Consider the following 20025-nt stretch of genomic DNA (forward strand, 5'->3'; position numbering starts at 1 on the left):
CGTTCTTATGGCTTTCGCTCCTGCAAGAAATCTGGCTTTTTCGGCCTGAATCACGGCCATAACGGCCTTTGACCGAACCTTGACCTGACTCCGATCCTCGCGGGTGCGGCACGCCTTTGTGCCGCGCGTTGCGCGGGAGAAAGCGGAGGCCGGGATGAAAGGTCAAGGCGTGCTGTTCGGGCAGATTGCCGTCGTGTTCGGCATCGTGTTCGCCGGCGTGTGGGCAGCCACACAATGGACCGCCGCCGCCCTGGGCTATCAGCTACGCCTTGGCTCGCCCTGGTTCGATTGCTTCGATACGCCGGTCTATCACCCGTGGCGGCTATTCGAGTGGTGGTTCCTCTACGACGGCTACGCCCCGCGCATCTTCAACGAAGGCGGCGCGATAGCCGGCGCCAGCGGTTTGACGGCGGCGCTGATCGCCATCGCCATGTCGGTGTGGCGCTCGCGGCAATCGAAGCTGGTCACGACCTACGGTTCAGCACGCTGGGCTGAGGCCGCCGACATCCGCAAGGCCGGTCTCGACAAACCGGCTGGCGTCTTTCTTGGCTTGCATCACGGCCAGTACCTGCGCCATGAAGGCCCGGAGCACGTTCTAACCTTCGCGCCGACGCGCTCGGGCAAGGGCGTGGGCCTCGTGGTGCCGACCTTGCTGTCCTGGCCTGCCTCGGCCGTCATCCACGACATCAAGGGCGAGAACTGGCAGATCACCGCCGGCTGGCGCTCGCGCTTCTCACACTGCCTGCTGTTCAACCCGACCGATCCGAAGTCGGCCGCGTATAACCCGCTACTCGAAGTGCGGCGCGGCGCGCAGGAAGTGCGCGACGTGCAGAACATCGCGGACATCCTGGTCGATCCCGAAGGCGCGCTGGAGAAGCGCAATCACTGGGAGAAGACCTCGCACGCGCTCCTGGTCGGCGCCATCCTGCATGTGCTGTATGCGGGCGAGGACAAGACGCTGCGCGGTGTCGCCAATTTCCTGTCCGACCCCGCCTGTCCCTTCGAGTTGACGCTGCACCGGATGATGACCACGCGGCACCTGGGTGACGCACCGCACCCCGTGGTCGCGTCCGCCGCGCGCGAAGTGCTCAACAAGTCGGACAACGAACGATCGGGAGTGTTGTCCACGGCCATGTCCTTCCTCGGCCTGTACCGCGATCCCACGGTGGCTGAAGTCACCTCGCGTTGCGACTGGCGCATCGCCGACCTGATCGCCTCCGAATCCCCCGTCTCGCTGTATCTCGTCGTGCCGCCTTCGGACATCAGCCGCACCAAGCCGCTGGTGCGGCTGATCCTCAACCAGATCGGCCGGCGCCTGACCGAATCGCTCGACGGCAGCGATGGCATCGCCCGCCGGCACAAGCTGCTCTTGATGCTCGACGAATTCCCGGCCCTGGGCCGGCTCGATTTCTTCGAGACGGCGCTCGCCTTCATGGCCGGCTACGGCATCCGCAGTTTTCTCATCGCGCAGTCGCTCAACCAGATCGACAAGGCCTACGGCCAGAACCATTCCGTCCTCGACAACTGCCATGTGCGCGTGACGTTCGCCACCAATGACGAACGCACCGCCAAGCGGATCTCCGAGACACTCGGCACCGCGACCGAACTGCGTGCGCAGCGCAACTACGCCGGCCACCGGCTCGCACCCTGGCTCGGGCACCTCATGGTGTCGCGCCAGGAAACCGCGCGCCCGTTGCTCACGCCCGGCGAGGTGATGCAGCTCCCGCCCGATGACGAAGTGGTGATGGTGGGCAGCAGTCCGCCGATCAAGGCCAGGAAGCTGCGCTACTACGCCGACGCCAATTTCAAGCAGCGCGTCCTGCCGCCGCCCGTGCTCGCTGTCGGGCGCTATGCCGATGCGCCGCCGCTGCGGCCCGATGACTGGAGCGGGCTGGCCATCCCCGCCGTTCCGGCTGCGTCCGCCGCTGCGGGGTTTGCCGGTGACGGCACCGCGGACGACGGTGGCCCGCGCCGTCAGCCCGAGCTATCCGAGGTCGCCGAATACAGCCCCGAACCGTCGTTCGCCGAGAACGACCTGGCGCTGCTCGATGACGACGACGCGCCGCTACCTGCTTTTTTCTCTTCCCCCCGCCAGCTCGACCCGGCCATGCAGCGCACGGCCCGGCTGGCGTCCCTCGACCAACAGGATGGGATCAAGCTATGAGTCAGTACCGCCTCAATCTGTTCATCGCCCACGAGCACGCCAGGCGTCTCGATGAGCTGGCCGCCAAGAAAGGCGTCTCCAAATCCTCCATCGTTGCCGCCGCGCTGGCCTCCTGGTTGTCGCCCGACGCCGGCGACCAACGCGAGGCGGCCATCGCCAAACGGCTGGACAGGTTGTCTCGCCAGTTCGAGCGCATCGAGCGCGACCAGAACATCGCCATCGAGACGCTGGCGCTGTTCGTCCGCTACTACCTGACGGTCAGCACGCCCGTTCCCGAAGCCCATCAGGACGCCGCCCGCGCGCAGGGCAAGGCGCGCTTCGAGCAGTTCGTCGAACAGCTCGGGCGTCACCTGATGCGCGGGAAAAGCCTGGTGCGTGACGTGGTGGAGGAACTGAACCCGGACGCCGCACGGTTCGATGACGCGGCGGCGCTGGCCGAAGCGCAGGAGCGCGCGTCATGAGTGCACAACCCCAGTCCCTGGCCACCACCTCGCTCGACCGGCGCATCCGCATGTTGCGCACGGCGATGGGGCCGCTGATCGCCGCCGCGCTGGAAGACCCGGACGTGGTGGAAATCATGCTCAACCCCGACCACACCCTATGGGTCGATCGCTTGTCCTCGGGCCGCGCGCCGATGGGCGCGGAGCTGTCGGAGGAAGACGGCGAACGCATCATCCGCCTGGTCGCCGCCCACGTCGGTGCGGAAGTGCATCGCGGCCAGCCGCTTCTGACCGCCGAGCTACCCGAAACCGGCGAACGCTTCGAGGGCATCCTGCCGCCCGCCGCACCGGGCCCGGCCTTCGCGCTGCGCAAGCGCGCCGTCGGCGTGATCCCGTTGGAACGCTACGTTGCCGACGGGATGATGAGCACCGCGCAAGCCGGATTTCTGCGTCATGCCGTGCGCGAGCGGCAGAACATCCTGATTGCCGGCGGCACCAGCACCGGCAAGACCACCCTTGCCAATGCCTTACTCGCGGAAATCGCCGCCACGGGCGACCGCGTGCTGGTGCTCGAAGACACGGTGGAGCTGCAATGCGCTGCCCGCGACCACGTACCGCTGCGCACGCGCGCGGGCGTCGTGACGATGACCGAACTCGTGCGCGCCACGATGCGTCTGCGCCCCGACCGCGTGGTCGTGGGCGAAGTCCGTGGCGGCGAGGCGCTGGATCTCATCAAGGTGTGGGGCACCGGCCATCCCGGCGGCATCGCCACGATCCACGCCGGTTCCGCAGTCGGGGCGCTTCTGCGCCTGGAACAACTGATTCTCGAAGTGGCGGTGAACCCGCCGCGCGCGCTGGTGGCCGAGGCCGTCAACGTCGTCATCCACATTGCCGGGCGAGGTCAGCGCCGTCGCATCGAGACCATCGCCCGCGTCCTGGGTTTTGACGGTACGGGCTACCGCCTCGCGGATGCGATGGAACCGCTGCCTTCCGCACCACCACCTTCCGAACCATCGCTGTCTTCCCCATCCCCCCATCACTCTGGAGAACTGTCATGACGCAGATGCACACCCACGTTTCCCGCCTTTCCGTCAATCCGGCTTCCTGCGTCGCACGGCTGCGCCGTCTGGTGGCTCCCGCGCACCATGGCCTGCTGACGGCCGCCGTCTTCCTGATGGCGGCGGGCACGGCCAAGGCGTCCGGCTCCTCGATGCCCTGGGAAACCCCGCTGCAATCCATTCTCGATTCCATCCAGGGGCCGGTCGCCAAGATCATCGCCGTCATCATCATCATTTCGACGGGCCTGGCGCTGGCGTTTGGCGACACCAGCGGGGGCTTTCGTAAGCTGATCCAGATCGTCTTCGGTCTGTCCATCGCGTTCGCCGCATCCTCGTTCTTCCTGACGTTCTTCAGCTTCTCCGGCGGGGCCGTCGTATGAGCGCGGCCACTGATCTGCCGGGTTTCGAGGTGCCCCTGCATCGGTCGCTGACCGAGCCGATCCTGATGGGCGGCGCACCTCGCACCGTGGCGATTGCCAACGGCACGCTGTCCGGGGCGGTCGGGCTGGGCCTGCAACTGTGGATTCCGGGCATCGCGCTCTGGATCGTCGGCCAATCGCTGGCGGTGTGGGGCGCGCGCGTGGACGCGCAGTTCATGCAGGTGTTCGCCCGGCACCTGCGGCACAAGCCGCTCTTGGACGTGTGACGGAGGACGCCGCGATGCTCAATCTCGCCGAATACCGCCATCGTCCAGCATTGCTCGCCGACTGGCTCCCGTGGGCCGGGCTCGTTGCGCCCGGCGTCGTGCTCAACAAGGATGGTTCGTTCCAGCGCACGGCGCGCTTTCGCGGGCCGGACCTGGATAGCGCTACGCAAAGCGAGCTGATCGCCACGACCGCGCGCCTGAACAACGCGCTGCGCCGGCTCGGTGCCGGCTGGGCGCTGTATGTCGAAGCCGAACGCCGGCCGTCGGCCGACTATCCGCATTCGGTTTTCCCCGAACCGCTGTCCTGGCTGGTGGACGAGGAGCGCCGGGCCACCTTCGAGGAATCCGGCCACCACTTCGAGAGCGGCTACCACCTCACGCTGCAATACCTGCCGCCGGAGGAATCGCGCGCTCGCGCGGCCAAGCTGCTCTATGAGAACACCCCGACGGCGGGCGTGGACTGGCGCGAGCGCCTGGCCGCCTTCGTCGCGGAAACTAGCCGCATCTTCGACCTTATCAACGGCGTGATGCCGGAGATCGACTGGCTCGACGATGCCCAGACGCTGACCTATCTGCACGCGACCATCTCGACGCGGCGGTATCGCGTTGGCATGCCCGAGGTGCCGTTTCATCTGGACGCGCTGCTGGCCGACATGCCCCTGGTCGGGGGACTGGCGCCCATGCTGGGCGATGCGCATCTGCGCGTCGTCACCGTGCGCGGTTTTCCGACTTCGACCTGGCCGGGGATTCTGGATGACTTGAACCGGCTTGGCTTCGCCTACCGCTGGAGCACGCGCTTTCTCTGTCTGGACAAGGCCGAGGCCGAAAAGGAACTGGGTCGCTTGCGCCGGCAGTGGTTCGCGAAGCGCAAGAACGTGCTGGCCTTGCTGCGCGAAACCATCTTCCAGCAGGAAAGCCCGCTGGTCGATACCGACGCCAGCAACAAATCGGCTGACGCCGACGCCGCGATGCAGGAGCTGGGCAGCGATCAGGTCGCCTTCGGCTTCGTCACCGCCACCGTGACCGTGTTCGATGCCGACGCCGACACGGCCGACGAGAAGCTGCGCCAGGTCGAGCGCGTGATTCAGGGCCGGGGATTCGTCACCATCCCCGAAACCCTCAATTCGGTGGAGGCGTGGCTGTCGTCGGTGCCAGGCAACGCCTATGCCAATGTGCGCCAACCCATCATTTCCACGCTCAACCTCGCGCACCTGATGCCGGTCTCGGCGGTCTGGGCCGGGCCGGAGAAAAACGCCCACCTTGACGGCCCGCCGCTGATCGTCACCCGCACCGAGGGTGCCACGCCGTTCCGGCTGGTGACGCACATCGGCGACGTGGGGCACACGCTGATCGCTGGCCCCACCGGCATGGGTAAATCCGTCCTGCTCGCCACGCTGGCGATGCAGTTCCGCCGCTATCCCGGCTCGCGCATCTTCGCCTTCGACATGGGCCGCTCGATGCGGGCCACGGTGCTGGGCCTGGGCGGCGAACACTACGACCTCGGCGCTGACGGCGCGATCGCCTTCCAGCCGCTCGCCCGCATCGACCAGGAGGGCTATCGCACCTGGGCCGCCGAATGGGTCGAAGGCCGTCTCACGCACGAGGGCATCGCCGTCGGCCCCGACGAGAAAGCCGCGATCTGGTCGGCGCTTGGGAGCCTGGCCGGCGCGCCGCTCGAACAGCGCACGCTGACCGGCCTGTCGGTGCTGCTGCAATCGAACGCGCTGCGCCAGGCGCTCGCGCCCTATGTGCTGGGCGGCGCGCACGGCAAGCTGCTCGATGCCGACCACGACCGCCTGGGCGCAGCCGATGTGCAGTGCTTCGAGATGGAGGAGTTGATGCACAGCAAGGCCGCGGTGCTGGCCGTGCTGGGCTATCTCTTCGCGCGCTTCGATGCTCGGTTCGACGGCGCACCGACGCTCCTGATTCTCGACGAGTCCTGGCTGTTCCTCGATGACCCGGTATTCGCCGCGCGCATCCGCCAGTGGTTGAAGACGCTGCGCAAGAAGAACGTCAGCGTGATCTTCGCCACGCAGTCGCTGGCCGACATCAAGGATTCGAGCATCGCGCCCGCGATCATCGAAAGCTGCGCGAGCCGCATCTTCCTGCCCAACCCGCAGGCGACCGAACCGCAGATTCGCACGATCTACGAGGGGTTCGGTTTGAACAGCCGGCAAATCGAGATCGTCGCCACCGCGCAGCCCAAGCGCGACTACTACTACCAGTCCCGCGCAGGCAATCGCCTGTTCGACCTCGACCTGGGGCCGGTCACGCTCGCCTTCGCCGGCGCCTCGACTCCCCAAGACCAACGCGACATCGACCGCGTGCTCACGCAGGCCGGCGCTTCCGGCTTTGCCGGTGCATGGCTACGCCATCGCGGCCTCGATTGGGCGGCCGACCTGTTGCCGTCCGCCGCGTCGTTCCTCGCTCCTCAACCGCTGGAGGTTTCGCCATGAAGGTTCGCTTTCTTGCCATCGCCGTTGCCACGTTCATCGGTGTGATGCCTGTTGCGCACGCGCAATGGGCCGTCATCGACGCGACCAATCTCGTGCAGAACACGATGACGGCCGCACGCACGTTGGAGCAGATCGATAACCAAGTCCGGCAACTCCAGAACCAGGCGCAGTCGCTGATCAATCAGGCGCGCAATCTGGAGAGCCTGCCGTTCAACGTCGTCAGCCGGCTGCAATCGACGCTGGCGAGCACGCAGCAGCTCATCACGCAAGCGCAAGGGCTGGCGTTCCAGATGCAGAGCATGGATCAGCAGTTCTCGCAGTTGTATCCGCAGCAGTACGCGACAACCGTGAGCAGCAACCAGATGTACCAGGACGCGCACCAGCGTTGGCAAAACTCGCTCAACGGCTTGCAGACCGCGATGCAGATGCAGGCGCAGGTCTCACAGAACGCGACCATCGACGAAGGCGTGCTGGCTGATCTCGTGAACCAGAGCCAGTCGGCCACCGGTGCCTTGCAGGCCCAGCAGGCGACCAACCAGCTTCTGGCCTTGCAGGCCAAGCAGGCTATCCAGGCGCAGCAGCTCCAGCTCACGCAGGGCCGCGCGACATCGCTGGAGTTGGCGCGGCAGGCCGCCGCCGTCGAACAAGGCCGTGTCATCACGCAGCGGTTCCTCGGCACCGGCACGCCGTACACGCCGCAGGCCGTGAATTTTTACGGCAACTGACGGGTGTGGCCATGAACGACGTATCCGTCATCGACCATTTTTTGAACGTCTTTTCGATCTACATCGACTCGGGCTTCGGTCTGCTGCGTGGTGAAGTCGCGTTTCTGACCGCGACGTTGGTGGTGATCGACATGACGCTGGCGGGCCTGTACTGGGCGCTCGGCCATGCCACGGGCCAGGGCGAAGACGTGATGGCCAAGCTCATCCGCAAGGCGCTCTACGTCGGCGCCTTCGCCTACATCATTGGCAACTTCAACATGCTGGCGGGTGTCTTGTTCCGATCCTTTGCGGGTCTGGGCCTGAAGGCCACCGGTTCGGCCGTGAGCATGGAGACGTTCCTGCAACCGGGGCATCTCGCCAAGACCGGCATCGACGCCGGGAGCCCGATCCTCGCCCAGATCGGCGACATGGCGGGCTTTCCCGAGGTGTTTATCCACATCGTGCCCATCGTGGTGATGTTCCTCGCCTGGCTGATCGTCATCGTCTGCTTCTTCGTGCTGGCCGTGCAGCTTTTCGTCACGCTCATCGAGTTCAAGCTGACCACACTCGCCGGTTTCGTGCTGGTGCCGTTCGCGCTCTGGAACAAGACCGCGTTCCTCGCCGAAAAGGTGCTCGGCAATGTGGTGTCCTCGGGCATCAAGGTGCTGGTGCTGGCTGTCATCGTCGGCATTGGCACGGGCCTGTTCGGGCAGTTTCCGACCACGCCGAGCGAGCCGTCCATCGACCACGCGCTGGTCGTGATGCTGGCTTCGCTCGCCATGCTCGCGCTCGGCATCTACGGGCCGGGCATCGCCACGGGGCTCGTCTCCGGCGCGCCGCAGCTCGGCGCGGGCGCGATGGCCGGTGCCGCTGTGGGCGCAGCCGGCGCCGCTGTCGCCATTGGCGCGGCGGCCACGGGCGTCGGCGGTGCGGTTATGGCTGGCGCGCGCATGGCAGCCTCGACCGCGGGCAGTGCCGGCGCGGCATTCCAGGCCGGTTCCGCAGCGGCTGGCGGCGGTGCGAAAGGCGCGATGGCGGGCCTGGGCAACGTCGCCAAGACTGGCGCGCAGGCGGTTGGCAAGAAGGCTGCGGCCGCTTTTCGGGCAGATGGCGCGGGAAGCGCGGCATCCGGCGCAGCCCCATCCGGCGAATCCGCAAATACCGCTGACCAGCCGCAACCCGCCTGGGCGAAGCGGCTGCACCGCCGCCAGCAGATCACCCATGCCGCGACCGCCGCCGCGCACACCTTGCACGGTGGCGATGGCGGCGGCTCGGCCCAAGGCCCCAGCCTGGGCCAATCCGACGAATGAACGACTCTTGAGGAGAACTCGCCATGCGATTCAAACGACCGCAGGTGCGCTACGCCCACACGCCGCAACCTGCCACTCCGTATCAAGCCGCAGCCCAAGTCTGGGACGATCGCATCGGCTCGGCCCGGGTGCAGGCCAGGAACTGGCGGTGGATGGCCTTTGGCTGTCTTGTGCTTGCGCTGCTGATGGCCGGCGGCCTGGTCTGGCGCTCAGCGCAGTCCATCGTCACGCCCTACGTCGTGGAGGTGGACAAGACCGGCCAGGTACGCGCCATCGGCGAAGCCGCCACGCCGTACCGGCCGGCCGATGCGCAGATCGCCTACCACCTGGCCAACTTCATCACGCTGGTTCGCTCGCTCTCGATTGACCCCATCGTGGTGCGGCAGAGCTGGCTCAACGCCTACGACTACACCACCGACCATGGCGCGGCTGTGCTCAATGACTACGCCAGCAAGAACGATCCGTTCGCCCGCGTCGGCAAGGAGTCGGTGACGGTGCAGATCACCAGCGTCACGCGCGCCAGCGACTCGTCGTTCAACGTCCGGTGGACGGAGCAGAGGTTTGCCAATGGCGCGCCCGCCGGCACCGAACGCTGGAACGCCGTGATCTCCATCGTCCTGCAAACCCCGCGCACCGAGCAACGCCTGCGCAAGAACCCCCTGGGCATCTACGTCAACGGACTGTCGTGGAGCCGCGAACTCGATGCTTCCGAAGGAGCCAAGCCATGAACCTGCCTTTCCGCTTTTACGCTTTTGTGTTGACCCTGGCGGCCACGTCGTCACTGCTGGGCTGCGCCTCGCAAGGCAAACCGCCGCCGCACATATCGCTCGACGAGCCGGTGCAGGCGACGCCACTGCCCGAGCCGCCCAAGCCGGTCGAAGTGGTGGAGGTGCCCAAGGTGCTGCCGATGCCGGCGCAGATGAAGCCGTTGCCGGAGGCGGACGACGCCAAGCCGGCACCGGAATCGGCCGACGAAACTGTCCGGGTATCGAAGGCCAACGCCGAGGCGCGGATGGCGCCCACGCGCGAGGGCTACGTCAACGCGATCCAGGTCTGGCCCTTCACCGACGGCGCGCTGTATCAGGTCTATGCCGCGCCGGGGCGCGTGACCGTGATTTCGCTCCAGCCGGGCGAGGAGCTGGTGACGGTCGCCGCCGGCGACACCGTGCGCTGGATCGTCGGCGATACCTCTAGCGGCGCCGGCAACGACCTGCGCGTGAGCGTGCTGGTGAAACCCATCCGCTCGGGCCTGAAGACGAACCTTGTTATCACCACCAGCCGGCGCACCTACCTGATCGAGCTGACTTCCACGGAGAAAGCATGGATGGCGTCGGTATCCTGGGAGTACCCGAAAGACCAGATGCTGGCTTTGCAGCGCCAGGATCGGGCCGCGCAAGCCGCCGCGCCGGTCGATACTGGCCTGGCGTTGGAGAAGATCCGCTTCCGCTATGCGGTCAGCGGCAGCAATGCCCCGTGGAAGCCGCTGCGTGCCTTTGATGACGGCGAGAAGGTCTACATCCAGTTTCCGCCGGGTATCGCCCAGGGCGAGCTGCCGCCCCTGTTCGTCATCGGCGCACAGGGCGACGGGCAACTGGTGAACTACCGTTTCCGCTCGCCGTACTACATCGTGGATCGCCTGTTCGGTGCGGCCGAGCTGCGCCTGGGCGGTGACAAGAGCGAAGTAGTGCGCATCGAGCGCACGGACGGCACACGGGGGAACTGACCATGAGCCAGGATGAAACCCCGGATGTGCCGGCTGCCGACGCCGCCCCGAAGGTCGCGCCGGAGAACGTAACACTGCGGGCGCAGCCGCGCCCGGTGACGCGCCTGAATCGCCGCACGCTCGCGTTGCTGGCCGGTGGCCTTGGCGTCGCGGTGCTGGGCGGGACAATGTGGTCGTTGCAGCCGAAGCACTCGCGCGGGAACAACGATGCGACCGAGCTGTACAACGTGGATCGCGTGTCGAAGTCCGAAGCGCTTGGGCAGCTTCCCTCCGACTACTCGAAGTTGCCGCAGCCCGCTCTGCCGAAGGTGCCGGAACTGGGGCCGCCGTTGCCGGGCGACCTCGGCCCGGCCATCGTGAGGTCGCAGCAGCCGGCGGTGGCGAACTACGCGCCACCTGGCCAGGATGCCGCGGCGGCCGAGCGCGACGCCCTACGCAAGGAGGCCGAAGCGGCGGCGGGTTCGTCGGTGTTCTTCCGTTCCAGCAACTCGCAGCGCGCCGCTGCCGCGACCGCTGCGCCCACGCAGATTGCATCGGCTGCGCCGGCCTCCGGCCTCGCGGGTTTCGACCCACAGGCCGCCGGCCCGGCCTCGACGGCGGCGCAGCCGGCCGATCCGACCACCGTGCAGAACCGGCAAGACCAGAAAGAGGCGTTCCAGAAAGCCGGAACCACGCAAACCCGTAATTCCGGCAGTCTGCAAACGCCGGCCTCGCCGTATCAGGTGATGGCCGGCACCGTGATCTCGGCAGCGCTGGTGACAGGTATCAAGTCGGACTTGCCGGGCGATGTGATCGGTACGGTGACGGCGCCGGTGTACGACACGGCGACGGGCCGCTATCTGCTGATTCCGCAGGGTTCGCGCATCCTCGGCAAATACAACAGCCAGGTCGCCTACGGGCAGAGTCGCGTACAGATCGTGTGGAACCGCATCATCCTGCCGGACACGTCTTCGCTTACGCTGGACAACCTGGCCGGCGCCGACCCGGCTGGCTATGCCGGTCTGGAGGATGGCGTCGATTGGCATTGGGGACGCATTCTGGCGGGTGCCGCGCTGTCCACCCTATTGGGCGTGGGTTCCGAGTTGGCCGTCTCGAACCAGGGCAATGCCAACGGCAATACCGTCATCGCGTTCCGGAATAGCGCACAGGACACGGCCAATCAGGTCGGCCAGGAGTTCACGCGCCGGAACCTCAACATCCAGCCGACCTTGACCGAACGACCGGGCCTGCCAGTCAGCATCATCGTCAACCGCGACATCGTGCTGCGGCCGTACCAGCCGCTGTTTTTCAACCGGGGAGCTTCGCAATGAACACGACCAGGAAACTGCGGCTCGGGCCGCTGCCCAAGACCGAAAGCGTCAAAGTGACTTTCGCGTGTCCGGCCATGCTCAAGGCTGACCTTGACCGTTACGCCGCGCTGCACGCGCAGACCTATGATGAGGCGGTCGATGCCACAACGTTAATCCCATACATGCTGGAGGCGTTCATGGCGGGAGATCGAAACTTTCGACGGGCGGGAGTCCAGGCGGGGAATAATTCTCCGGTGGCTCGGTGAAACGGAGCGGCCCGATCAGTTGATCGCCAAAGGCTCCCACCCTGGAGGCTTGGGAGGGATATCACCTCGTGGCACAAAGATTGGGATAACTTGCTCCCAAGGGCCAACGCCTTCGACATCGAGAGAAAATCTGAACTTGTGCCAATTGTCAGTACGCTCCGAAGTAAGCTGCTCGACTTTATGAACATGCAGGATACTTTGGAGCAAGGTGTAGACGGTGCCTTGTGTGCGGTCTTGGTAAGGTACGCACGACAGCCTAACGACTTCGAGTTTTACCCAGCGTTCCAACCAAGGGGTGTCTTCGAACTCGTCGAAATATTTCTTGATACGGGACCCCGCTTTGGGATGAAACGGAGACTCGCCTTGCAACATAGAGAGGGTTTGCTTGATTATCTGAGGCAGCGAATCCAGTCCCGAAACCATCGCGATATTTCCCTTTTCCACGAACAGATCGTTGGCGCTATTTGTTGCGATTGTGGCGCCAAGTTTGTTGGCGTTGACGCGCGGAAATTGATTTTCAACGGTACAGGTGAGTTCGATAGCTGAGCCATTTCTACGCCAAGACGGTGCTCTGGCAAGCTGACGACCATCGCCAAGTGCATTGACAACAAGATAGCGGTCGAAAGGATCGTGGGTCTCAAATTGATCAATGAATCGGATTAGTTGCCGGACATCTCCTTCTACAAAGTAACCAATTCGAACTGACCAGTCATTGCCAGATGTGCCCAATAACTCGCCGATGCCGACTATATTTGGGCCGATGGCCACAAGGTCCGAATTGTGAAAGCATCCGCGTCCTGTGTTCAATTCGCTGGAGATGGCTCGCTCGTGCTCGGCCTTCATCTGCCGGAGTACGTCTGCGGTATAGCGCACCTCATCTCGGTCAATCTCGACACTGTGGGTTGCGCAGAGCCAGATGCCGTTCCGAATATTCCTTCGCTCATCTGACGTCATGTTGGAATCGTAACGTCGACCGCCAGGTGAGGCGGCGTGGATGTGCGCCGCCACTCCTACGCTGACGACCGCATCGGGTGATTCGTTGCTAGGGCCGGCAGTAAGTGCGCGGCACCCTGACATTGAACAGCGAAAACCGGCCCTCATTGCGAGGTGATGTCTCGTTTCTTTTAGAAATTCGTCTTGATTGTTGCGAGTCACGACCGGTTCCTTTAGACGTTATGCGCTCGCCTTGTTTGTATTGGTTTCGAGGTCAGTACATGCTTCCATCAACTTGTCGAGGGAAAGCAGGCGGAGCAGATAGCTATTGTCCAGCCAACACAAGAAAAAAGCCGCCCCTGTGTGTGAACAGGGGCGGCTTCCGAATTGGTGCCCGAGGCCGGAATCGAACCGGCACGCCTTGCGGCGGGGGATTTTCTTCCCACTTCGGCTTTCGCCGCCGACGCTTCCGAAGAAGCGGCGTTCGTGGTCTGGAGCACGCCTTCACCATAGCGCAGCGTATTACCGCTTTGCCTTAGGTGCCCGCCGTCTGCTCTCTACACCTTCCCTTGGATCTTTCGATCCGAGGGCTTGGCTCGGCATTAGCTCGGACTGAATTCGTCCAGGGCCTTCACCGAGTTTGACGGGCTTCACCTCAAGAATTTCTTCGAGAGGGCTCAAATTTGGTCTGAGTCCCCTGCGTCTACCAATTTCACCACTCGGGCATGACGCGATGTTACATCACTACCTACTACGACTTACTTTGAGCCAGTACGCGCCGTACCGGCTCCTAGTTGGCTCCCAGCGCGAAAAGCTGGCCTTTCGCTCAGGAGCCGAAATTTCCTGCAAACCCTTGCCTGTCATAGCTCTGCGGACGCTGAACCCAAGCTAACTATAGGTAAAAGTACCTATTTTTGAGTCCCCTGCGTCTACCAATTTCACCACCTGGGCGGGTGTGCGTTCACCGAATGGTGGCGCAGCGTGATTCGTTCGGCGCATTTGATGGCTCACCGGACGAAGGCGAGATTATGACCGAAATTCCTGCCGGCCACAAGCCCGCCTCGTCCGCCGTCAGTGGACCTGCTGCTGGCCTTCCAGCACACGCAGCAATGACGACGTATCGTCGCGCCCCCAGCCGTTTTCCATCAGCGCGCTCAGTTGCCTCTTGACCAGCGACAGCGCCGGCAACGACAGGCCGGCGTCGGCCACCGCTTCCAGGATCATCGAGAAATCCTTGTCGTGCAATCGGGCCTCGATGCCCGCCGAGAAGTCGCGATGCGCCATCTTGGGACCCATCATGTCGAGCATGCGGCTGCCCGCCAGACCCTGCGAAATCGCCTCGATGACCTTGTCCTGATCGACGCCGTTGCGCGCCGCGAACAACATCGCCTCCGCAATGCCCTGGATATTGATCACCTGAACGATCTGGTTGCACGCCTTCGCCACCTGCCCGGCGCCGACGTCGCCCACATGCGTGATGGTCGAGCCCAGCACCGACAGCAATGGCCGCACCCGCGCGAAAACCACGTCCGGCGCGCCCACCATGATCGACAGCGACGCATCGGCGGCACGTGACGGCCCGCCCGACACCGGCGCGTCGACAAGCTGAATCTCGTGACGCGCCAGTCGCGCCGCCATGCGCCGCGTCGCCTCCGCCGAAATCGTGCTGTGATCCACGCAGATCGTGCCCGCCCGAGCGCCGTGAACCACCCCGTCCCTGCCCAGCAGCACGTCCTCCACGTCCTGCGTGGTCGTAACGTTCGTGATCACGAAGTCGGCGTCGGCGGCAGCCTGGGCCGGCGTTTCGAACCGCTTCGCGCCCAACGCCTCGTAGGGTGCCGCCGCTTCCGGCCGACGCGCATAGACATGCAACCGATGGCCGGCCGCGATCAGATGGCGCACCATCTGACCGCCCATGGCCCCCAGGCCAATAAACGCTACCGTGTAAGTCGTCATGCCGCGCTCAGTCCGAGACGTAGACGAACTTGCCGTTCTTGATCTGGCCCATCACACCGGCACGTTGATCCAGGCCGACGTGGTCCTGCGGGCTCAGGTTCATGATGCCGTTCGGGATCGCCAGATTGTGGGTGGACTCGAGCGCGTCGCGCAGCGCCACCCGGAACGCGGGCGTGCCGGGGGCGGCCACCTTGACGGCGCGCGGCACGGCGTCATTGAGCAGATCCCACACGCCATAGGCGTCGGCGGCGAACTGCGTCACGGTATCCGCGCCGTATTTCGCCTCGTATTGCTTCGTGAACGCCAGCGCGGCCGCGCGCGCCGGATGCCCGGCCGGCAGCGATTTTGCAACGACGCCCGGCTGCGTCGGGAACAGCGTGCCCTCGACATCCTTGCCGCCGACGCGAACGAAGTCGTACGTGGCGATGCCGTGCGTCTGATAGATCTTCCCGGTGTATCCGCGTTCCTGCAACGTGCGCTGGGGCAATGCCGCCGGCGTGCCCGAACCGGCGACCAGAATCGCGTCAGGCTTGGCGGCCATGACCTTCAGCACCTGCCCGGTCACGCTCGTATCGGTGCGATTGAATCGCTCCTGCGCCACGAGCTTGAGCTTGCGCAACTCGGCGAACTTCGAGAATTCCTTGAGCCAACTCTCGCCATAGGCATCCGCGAAACCGATGAAACCGACCGTCTTGATGCCGTGATTGGCCATGTAACGGGTCATGACGTCGGCCATGGCGGAGTCGTTCGCGGCCATCTTGAACGCCCAGCGGCGCTTGGCGTCCTGGGGCTCGACAACGACGGCCGACCCGATCAGCGTGATCATCGGCGTTTGCGCCTCGGATACCGGGTCAAGCATCGCGAGCGCGCTGGGCGTGATGTTCGGACCGACGATGACGTCGACCTTGTTCTCGCTGATGAGCTTGCGGGTGTTCTTCACGGCGGTGCCGGGGTCGGAGGCGTCGTCCAGGAAGATGTAATGCGCCTTCTGCCCGCCGATCCGTGCCGGCCAGAGCTGCATGGCGTTCTTGCTGGCAATACCGATGGCCGCTGCCGGTCCGGTGGACGACAGATCGATACCGACCGTGATGTCGGCACGGGCGGCCGTTGCGATGCCGGCCAGGGTCATGGCAAGCACCACGCCCGACAGGCGGATGCCGCGAAGAGTTGAGCGCATGGGGTCTCCTTTGGGTCGAATCGCGTAAGCATACCGCACCGGTTGCGTTCGGCCAGCGGAGAAAAAATGGCGCGCGAGCTGCGTGCGTGTCAGCAAGACGGGAACGCCGCCGGTGTCCGGCGGCGCCCCATTACAGCTCGTAGCTCTCGTGCTCGCCGCGCAGCGCCTGTTCGACGAGCTTGCGGGTCAGGATCGGCGAGAGCAGTTCGACCATCGTGAAAACATAGCCGCGCAGATAGGCGCCCTGCTTGAGGGCCACGCGGGTCACATTCGTGCCGAACAGATGCCCCACCTGAATCGCCCGGAGATTGCGGTCGCGCTCCGGATCGAACGCCACGCCCGCGAGAATGCCCACGCCCAGCCCCAGCTCGACATAGGTCTTGATGACGTCGGCATCGATCGCTTCGAGCACGATGTCCGGCTGCACGTGACGCAGCGCAAACGCCTGATCGATCTTGGCGCGGCCGGCGAACTGCGGGTCATACGTAATCAGGGGGAACTTGGCCAGATCCTCGATGCCCACGGACGGCAACTGAAGCAGCGGATGATCCGGCGGCACCACGGCCACGTGCTGCCACTGATAGCACGGCAGCGAGACCAGATCCTTGTAGCCGGCGATCGCCTCGGTGGCAATGGCCAGGTCCGCCTGGTCGTGCAACACCATTTCGGCAATCTGCGTCGGGCTGCCCTGCAGGATCGAGAGGCGCACCTTGGGGTAACGCTTCTTGAATTCGGCCACCGCGTGCGGCAACGAATAGCGCGCCTGCGTATGGGTGGTGGCGATGGTCAGACTGCCCTGATCCTGCGCCGCATAGTCCTTGCCGATGCGCTTGAGGCTCTCGACCTCCAGCAGGATGCGCTCGACGGACTCGAAGATGATGCGCCCGGGCTCCGTCAGGTTGCGGATGCGCTTGCCATGCCGCGCAAAGATGTCCACGCCGAGCTCTTCTTCCAGCTCGATGATCGCCTTCGACACCCCTGGCTGTGAGGTGAACAGCGCCTTGGCGGCCTCGGTCAGGTTGAAATTCTGACGGACGGCTTCGCGCACGAAACGGAACTGATGCAAGTTCATTTGTATAACTTTCGAAAATATACAAACAATTTTTAATTCGTTTGAAGTATATAGCCTTTTTATTACAGTGGGTGCCACTGTTTCGATAACGTTATTCCCGTCAGGCATTTAGCACCCACCAGGAACGTCCTCCATGTCGCTGTGGCTCGAACCCCTTTCCGGATTTGGCGTCGGCCTGCTGGTCGGCCTGACCGGCGTGGGAGGCGGCTCGCTGATGACGCCTCTGCTCACGCTGCTGCTCGGCTACGCCGCGCCCGTGGCGGTGGGGACCGACCTGGCGTTCGCGGCGATCACCAAGAGCTTCGGCACGGTGGCGCATCGCTCGCACGGCCACGTGAAGTGGCACATCGTGCGGCGTCTCACGCTGGGCGCACTGCCGGCGGCGCTGGTCACCATCGTTTTCCTGAAGCGGCTCGGCGGCATCGACGACGGCGCCTTGCACGTCATCAAGCTCACGATTGCCGCGTCGGTGCTGCTGACCGTGCTTTCACTGCTGTTCCGCGCGAAGCTGCTCGGCGCGTTGCGCGCGCATCCCAACTGGCAGTTGACGGGGCGGGCGCAGGCGGTTGCAACGGTGCTGGTGGGCGCCGTGATCGGCGTGCTCGTGACGATTTCCTCGATTGGCGCCGGTGCCGTGGGCGCGACGCTGATCCTGATGCTGTACCCACAGTTGGAGCCGGCCGAAGTCGCGGGTACGGACATCGCCTACGCCGTGCCCCTCACTGCCATTGCCGCGCTCGGCCATATCTGGCTCGAGACGGTGCACTGGGCGTTGCTTGGCAGTCTGCTGATCGGCTCGCTGCCCGGGATCTGGCTGGGCGCGAAGCTCACCCGCCACCTGCCCGAGCGCGTCGTGCGCGGGGCGCTGGCGGCAACGCTCACGCTCGCGGCCGTCAAGCTGGTCGGCTGAGAACCCCACAGACAACAAGGAGTTCGCGAGATGCGAAACGAATCCCGCCGGGAACCCACCCCGGCAGCCGTGACGCCGGCGGCATCCGATGCCGAGCATCGGGACATGGCGTTGCTCGACGAAATGGAAGCCGTGCTGGCCGAGCGCCTGGCCCGTATCGCGGGAGCGCATCGTAACGTGAAATTCGCCAGCAGTCTGGCCGCCGAGGACATGCTGATCACGCACGTGATCCTGCGCCAGCGACTGCCCATCACCGTGTTCACGCTCAATACGGGGCGTCTGCACGACGAGACGCTTGGCATGATCGACAAGATCAAGGCGCGCTACGGCTATGACGTGGCGCAGTACGCGCCCAACGCCGAGGCCGTGGAGCAGTACGTGAGCGCGCATGGCGCGAACGCCTTTTACGAAAGCGTGGATCTGCGCAAGGCGTGCTGCCAGATTCGCAAGGTCGAGCCGCTCGGCCGCGCGCTTGCCGACGCCGACGCCTGGCTGACGGGACAGCGCCGCGAGCAGTCGGTCACGCGTGGCGAGCTGGCGTTCGCCGAGCACGACGACGCACGCGGCATCGCCAAGTACAACCCGATTTTCGACTGGACGGAAGCGCAGGTGTGGGCGTACCTCACCGCGCGCGACGTGCCGGTCAACCCGCTGCACGCACGCGGCTATCCGAGCATCGGGTGCGAGCCGTGCACGCGCGCGATTCGCCCGGGCGAGGACAGCCGGGCAGGGCGCTGGTGGTGGGAGTCGCGCGACAGCAAGGAATGCGGGCTGCACGCGGCCAACCTGAGCAAGATCCCCGTGTCGGTGCAGCAGGGCTGAGCACGCTCGGCACCGGCAGGACACGAAAGACACGAAGAACACATGACGATGCGCCGCCCGGCGGCGCATCGTCCGAAGCGAATCTCGGCAAACTCGGAATCGTCAAGGAAGGGAACACTATGGGTGCGATGCACGAAGTCGCGCAGGCCAATGGCTCGCGTATGGATCATCTGGACTGGCTCGAAGCCGAATCGATGTACATCCTGCGCGAGGTCGTGGCGGAGTGCCGCAAGCCCGCGCTGTTGTTCTCGGGCGGCAAGGATTCGGTCGTGGTGCTGCATCTGGCGCTCAAGGCCTTCGGTCTCGGTCCGAACCGCAAGACGGTGTTGCCGTTCCCGCTGGTGCACATCGACACCGGACACAACTACCCCGAAGTGATCGAGTTTCGCGATCGCCACGCGAAGGCGCTCGGTGCGGAGCTGGTCGTGGGCCAAGTGGAAGACTCGATCGCCCGCGGCACGGTGCGTCTGCGTCGCGAGAACGATTCGCGCAACGCGGCGCAGGCGGTGACGCTGCTCGAGACGATCGCCGAGCACGGCTTCGACGCCATGATCGGCGGCGCGCGTCGCGACGAGGAAAAGGCCCGCGCGAAGGAGCGCATCTTCTCGTTCCGCGACGAGTTCGGCCAGTGGGACCCGAAAGCGCAGCGCCCGGAGCTGTGGCATCTGTTCAACGCGCGCCTGCACAGGGACGAGCACCTGCGCGTATTCCCCATCTCCAACTGGACCGAGCTGGACGTGTGGCAGTACATCGCCCGCGAGAAGCTCGATCTGCCGTCGATCTACTACGCCCACGAGCGCGAGATCGTGCGTCGCAACGGCCTGCTCGTGCCCGTCACGCCGCTCACGCCGAAGCAGGACGGCGAGACGAGCGAGCTGGCATCGGTGCGTTTTCGCACGGTCGGCGACATCAGCTGCACATGCCCGGTATCGAGCGTCGCGTCGAGCCCGGTGGAGATCATCGCCGAGACGGCCGTGACCGACATCACCGAGCGCGGCGCCACTCGCATGGACGACCAGGCGTCCGAGGCGGCCATGGAGCAGCGCAAGAAGCAGGGATATTTCTGAGGCGGCACATTGCCGTCGTCAGTCCCCACATC

19 protein-coding genes are annotated in these 20025 nt (G+C 65.0%); 15 read left to right on the top strand and 4 right to left on the bottom strand.

Features of this window, described 5'->3' with window-relative positions:
- The first annotated feature begins 154 nt into the window (after positions 1-154).
- From W930_RS0116865 to W930_RS0116920, 12 genes are read left to right on the top strand one after another with little or no spacing between them, the layout of a single operon-like run.
- On the top strand, positions 155-2164 hold the full coding sequence (locus W930_RS0116865) for a conjugal transfer protein TraG (protein WP_028731155.1): 2010 nt from the start codon (positions 155-157) through the stop codon (positions 2162-2164).
- Positions 2161-2625, top strand: a complete 465-nt coding sequence (locus W930_RS0116870; protein ID WP_028731156.1) for a CopG family transcriptional regulator — start codon at positions 2161-2163, stop codon at positions 2623-2625. The genes W930_RS0116865 and W930_RS0116870 overlap by 4 nt, the downstream gene beginning before the upstream one ends.
- Positions 2622-3662 carry a P-type conjugative transfer ATPase TrbB gene (trbB, locus tag W930_RS0116875; protein WP_028731157.1) on the top strand — a complete coding sequence of 347 codons (1041 nt, stop codon included), beginning with the start codon at positions 2622-2624 and terminating at the stop codon, positions 3660-3662. Before W930_RS0116870 ends, trbB begins: the two co-directional genes overlap by 4 nt.
- On the top strand, positions 3659-4042 hold the full coding sequence (locus W930_RS0116880; protein ID WP_028731158.1) for a TrbC/VirB2 family protein: 384 nt from the start codon (positions 3659-3661) through the stop codon (positions 4040-4042). The genes trbB and W930_RS0116880 overlap by 4 nt, the downstream gene beginning before the upstream one ends.
- Complete coding sequence (locus W930_RS0116885) at positions 4039-4308, top strand: VirB3 family type IV secretion system protein (protein ID WP_028731159.1); 270 nt, start codon at positions 4039-4041, stop codon at positions 4306-4308. The genes W930_RS0116880 and W930_RS0116885 overlap by 4 nt, the downstream gene beginning before the upstream one ends.
- A 14-nt stretch (positions 4309-4322) precedes the next feature.
- Positions 4323-6764 (top strand): conjugal transfer protein TrbE, encoded by a 2442-nt coding sequence (gene trbE / locus W930_RS0116890; RefSeq protein ID WP_028731160.1) that lies wholly within the window; start codon positions 4323-4325, stop codon positions 6762-6764.
- Positions 6761-7489 (top strand): P-type conjugative transfer protein TrbJ, encoded by a 729-nt coding sequence (gene trbJ / locus W930_RS0116895; RefSeq protein ID WP_028731161.1) that lies wholly within the window; start codon positions 6761-6763, stop codon positions 7487-7489. The genes trbE and trbJ overlap by 4 nt, the downstream gene beginning before the upstream one ends.
- Positions 7490-7500: 11 nt before the next feature.
- The gene (gene trbL / locus W930_RS0116900) at positions 7501-8778 is read left to right on the top strand and encodes a P-type conjugative transfer protein TrbL (protein WP_028731162.1); all 1278 of its coding nucleotides are present in this window, start codon (positions 7501-7503) and stop codon (positions 8776-8778) included.
- Between the two features lie 23 nt (positions 8779-8801).
- Positions 8802-9506, top strand: a complete 705-nt coding sequence (gene trbF / locus W930_RS0116905; RefSeq protein WP_028731163.1) for a conjugal transfer protein TrbF — start codon at positions 8802-8804, stop codon at positions 9504-9506.
- A complete protein-coding gene (gene trbG / locus W930_RS0116910; RefSeq protein WP_028731164.1) occupies positions 9503-10501 on the top strand; it encodes a P-type conjugative transfer protein TrbG in 999 nt (332 codons plus the stop codon). The genes trbF and trbG overlap by 4 nt, the downstream gene beginning before the upstream one ends.
- 2 nt (positions 10502-10503) lie before the next feature.
- Complete coding sequence (locus W930_RS0116915; RefSeq protein WP_028731165.1) at positions 10504-11811, top strand: TrbI/VirB10 family protein; 1308 nt, start codon at positions 10504-10506, stop codon at positions 11809-11811.
- Entirely contained in the window at positions 11808-12056 is a 249-nt protein-coding gene (locus W930_RS0116920) for a DUF2274 domain-containing protein (RefSeq protein ID WP_028731166.1), read from the top strand. The genes W930_RS0116915 and W930_RS0116920 overlap by 4 nt, the downstream gene beginning before the upstream one ends.
- 15 nt (positions 12057-12071) lie before the next feature.
- On the opposite strand, the gene W930_RS30175 is transcribed toward W930_RS0116920, so the two are convergent.
- The 4 genes from W930_RS30175 to W930_RS0116940 form a co-directional block, all read right to left on the bottom strand.
- Positions 12072-13211 carry a hypothetical protein gene (locus W930_RS30175; protein ID WP_152552662.1) on the bottom strand — a complete coding sequence of 380 codons (1140 nt, stop codon included), beginning with the start codon at positions 13209-13211 and terminating at the stop codon, positions 12072-12074.
- 849 nt (positions 13212-14060) lie between these two features.
- The gene (locus W930_RS0116930; protein ID WP_023597187.1) at positions 14061-14945 is read right to left on the bottom strand and encodes an NAD(P)-dependent oxidoreductase; all 885 of its coding nucleotides are present in this window, start codon (positions 14943-14945) and stop codon (positions 14061-14063) included.
- Between the two features lie 7 nt (positions 14946-14952).
- On the bottom strand, positions 14953-16074 hold the full coding sequence (locus tag W930_RS0116935; RefSeq protein WP_174234939.1) for an ABC transporter substrate-binding protein: 1122 nt from the start codon (positions 16072-16074) through the stop codon (positions 14953-14955).
- 178 nt (positions 16075-16252) lie between these two features.
- Complete coding sequence (locus W930_RS0116940) at positions 16253-17194, bottom strand: CysB family HTH-type transcriptional regulator (protein ID WP_023597185.1); 942 nt, start codon at positions 17192-17194, stop codon at positions 16253-16255.
- Between the two features lie 133 nt (positions 17195-17327).
- On the opposite strand from W930_RS0116940, the gene W930_RS0116945 reads away from it, so the two are divergent.
- The 3 genes from W930_RS0116945 (at position 17328) to cysD (ending at position 19993) form a co-directional block, all read left to right on the top strand.
- Positions 17328-18104 carry a sulfite exporter TauE/SafE family protein gene (locus W930_RS0116945; protein WP_023597184.1) on the top strand — a complete coding sequence of 259 codons (777 nt, stop codon included), beginning with the start codon at positions 17328-17330 and terminating at the stop codon, positions 18102-18104.
- Positions 18105-18209: 105 nt separating this feature from the next.
- Positions 18210-18926, top strand: coding sequence for a phosphoadenylyl-sulfate reductase (locus tag W930_RS0116950; RefSeq protein WP_048806550.1), 717 nt, complete (start codon positions 18210-18212; stop codon positions 18924-18926).
- Positions 18927-19045: 119 nt separating this feature from the next.
- Positions 19046-19993: a sulfate adenylyltransferase subunit CysD gene (gene cysD / locus W930_RS0116955; protein WP_023597182.1), complete on the top strand. Its 948-nt coding sequence runs from the start codon at positions 19046-19048 to the stop codon at positions 19991-19993.
- Positions 19994-20025 lie beyond the last annotated feature (32 nt).

The organism is Pandoraea sp. E26 (assembly GCF_000681415.1).
GTDB classification, from domain to species: domain Bacteria; phylum Pseudomonadota; class Gammaproteobacteria; order Burkholderiales; family Burkholderiaceae; genus Pandoraea; species Pandoraea pnomenusa.

Excerpts from the sequence above, each read along its gene's own strand:
- W930_RS0116865 (WP_028731155.1), top strand. The coding sequence starts at position 155 with ATGAAAGGTCAAGGCGTGCTGTTCGGGCAGATTGCCGTCGTGTTCGGC.
- W930_RS0116870 (WP_028731156.1), top strand. The coding sequence starts at position 2,161 with ATGAGTCAGTACCGCCTCAATCTGTTCATCGCCCACGAGCACGCCAGG.
- trbB (WP_028731157.1), top strand. The coding sequence starts at position 2,622 with ATGAGTGCACAACCCCAGTCCCTGGCCACCACCTCGCTCGACCGGCGC.
- W930_RS0116880 (WP_028731158.1), top strand. The coding sequence starts at position 3,659 with ATGACGCAGATGCACACCCACGTTTCCCGCCTTTCCGTCAATCCGGCT.
- W930_RS0116885 (WP_028731159.1), top strand. The coding sequence starts at position 4,039 with ATGAGCGCGGCCACTGATCTGCCGGGTTTCGAGGTGCCCCTGCATCGG.
- trbE (WP_028731160.1), top strand. The coding sequence starts at position 4,323 with ATGCTCAATCTCGCCGAATACCGCCATCGTCCAGCATTGCTCGCCGAC.
- trbJ (WP_028731161.1), top strand. The coding sequence starts at position 6,761 with ATGAAGGTTCGCTTTCTTGCCATCGCCGTTGCCACGTTCATCGGTGTG.
- trbL (WP_028731162.1), top strand. The coding sequence starts at position 7,501 with ATGAACGACGTATCCGTCATCGACCATTTTTTGAACGTCTTTTCGATC.
- trbF (WP_028731163.1), top strand. The coding sequence starts at position 8,802 with ATGCGATTCAAACGACCGCAGGTGCGCTACGCCCACACGCCGCAACCT.
- trbG (WP_028731164.1), top strand. The coding sequence starts at position 9,503 with ATGAACCTGCCTTTCCGCTTTTACGCTTTTGTGTTGACCCTGGCGGCC.
- W930_RS0116915 (WP_028731165.1), top strand. The coding sequence starts at position 10,504 with ATGAGCCAGGATGAAACCCCGGATGTGCCGGCTGCCGACGCCGCCCCG.
- W930_RS0116920 (WP_028731166.1), top strand. The coding sequence starts at position 11,808 with ATGAACACGACCAGGAAACTGCGGCTCGGGCCGCTGCCCAAGACCGAA.
- W930_RS0116930 (WP_023597187.1), bottom strand. The coding sequence starts at position 14,945 with ATGACGACTTACACGGTAGCGTTTATTGGCCTGGGGGCCATGGGCGGT.
- W930_RS0116935 (WP_174234939.1), bottom strand. The coding sequence starts at position 16,074 with ATGACCCTGGCCGGCATCGCAACGGCCGCCCGTGCCGACATCACGGTC.
- W930_RS0116940 (WP_023597185.1), bottom strand. The coding sequence starts at position 17,194 with ATGAACTTGCATCAGTTCCGTTTCGTGCGCGAAGCCGTCCGTCAGAAT.
- W930_RS0116945 (WP_023597184.1), top strand. The coding sequence starts at position 17,328 with ATGTCGCTGTGGCTCGAACCCCTTTCCGGATTTGGCGTCGGCCTGCTG.
- W930_RS0116950 (WP_048806550.1), top strand. The coding sequence starts at position 18,210 with ATGGCGTTGCTCGACGAAATGGAAGCCGTGCTGGCCGAGCGCCTGGCC.
- cysD (WP_023597182.1), top strand. The coding sequence starts at position 19,046 with ATGGGTGCGATGCACGAAGTCGCGCAGGCCAATGGCTCGCGTATGGAT.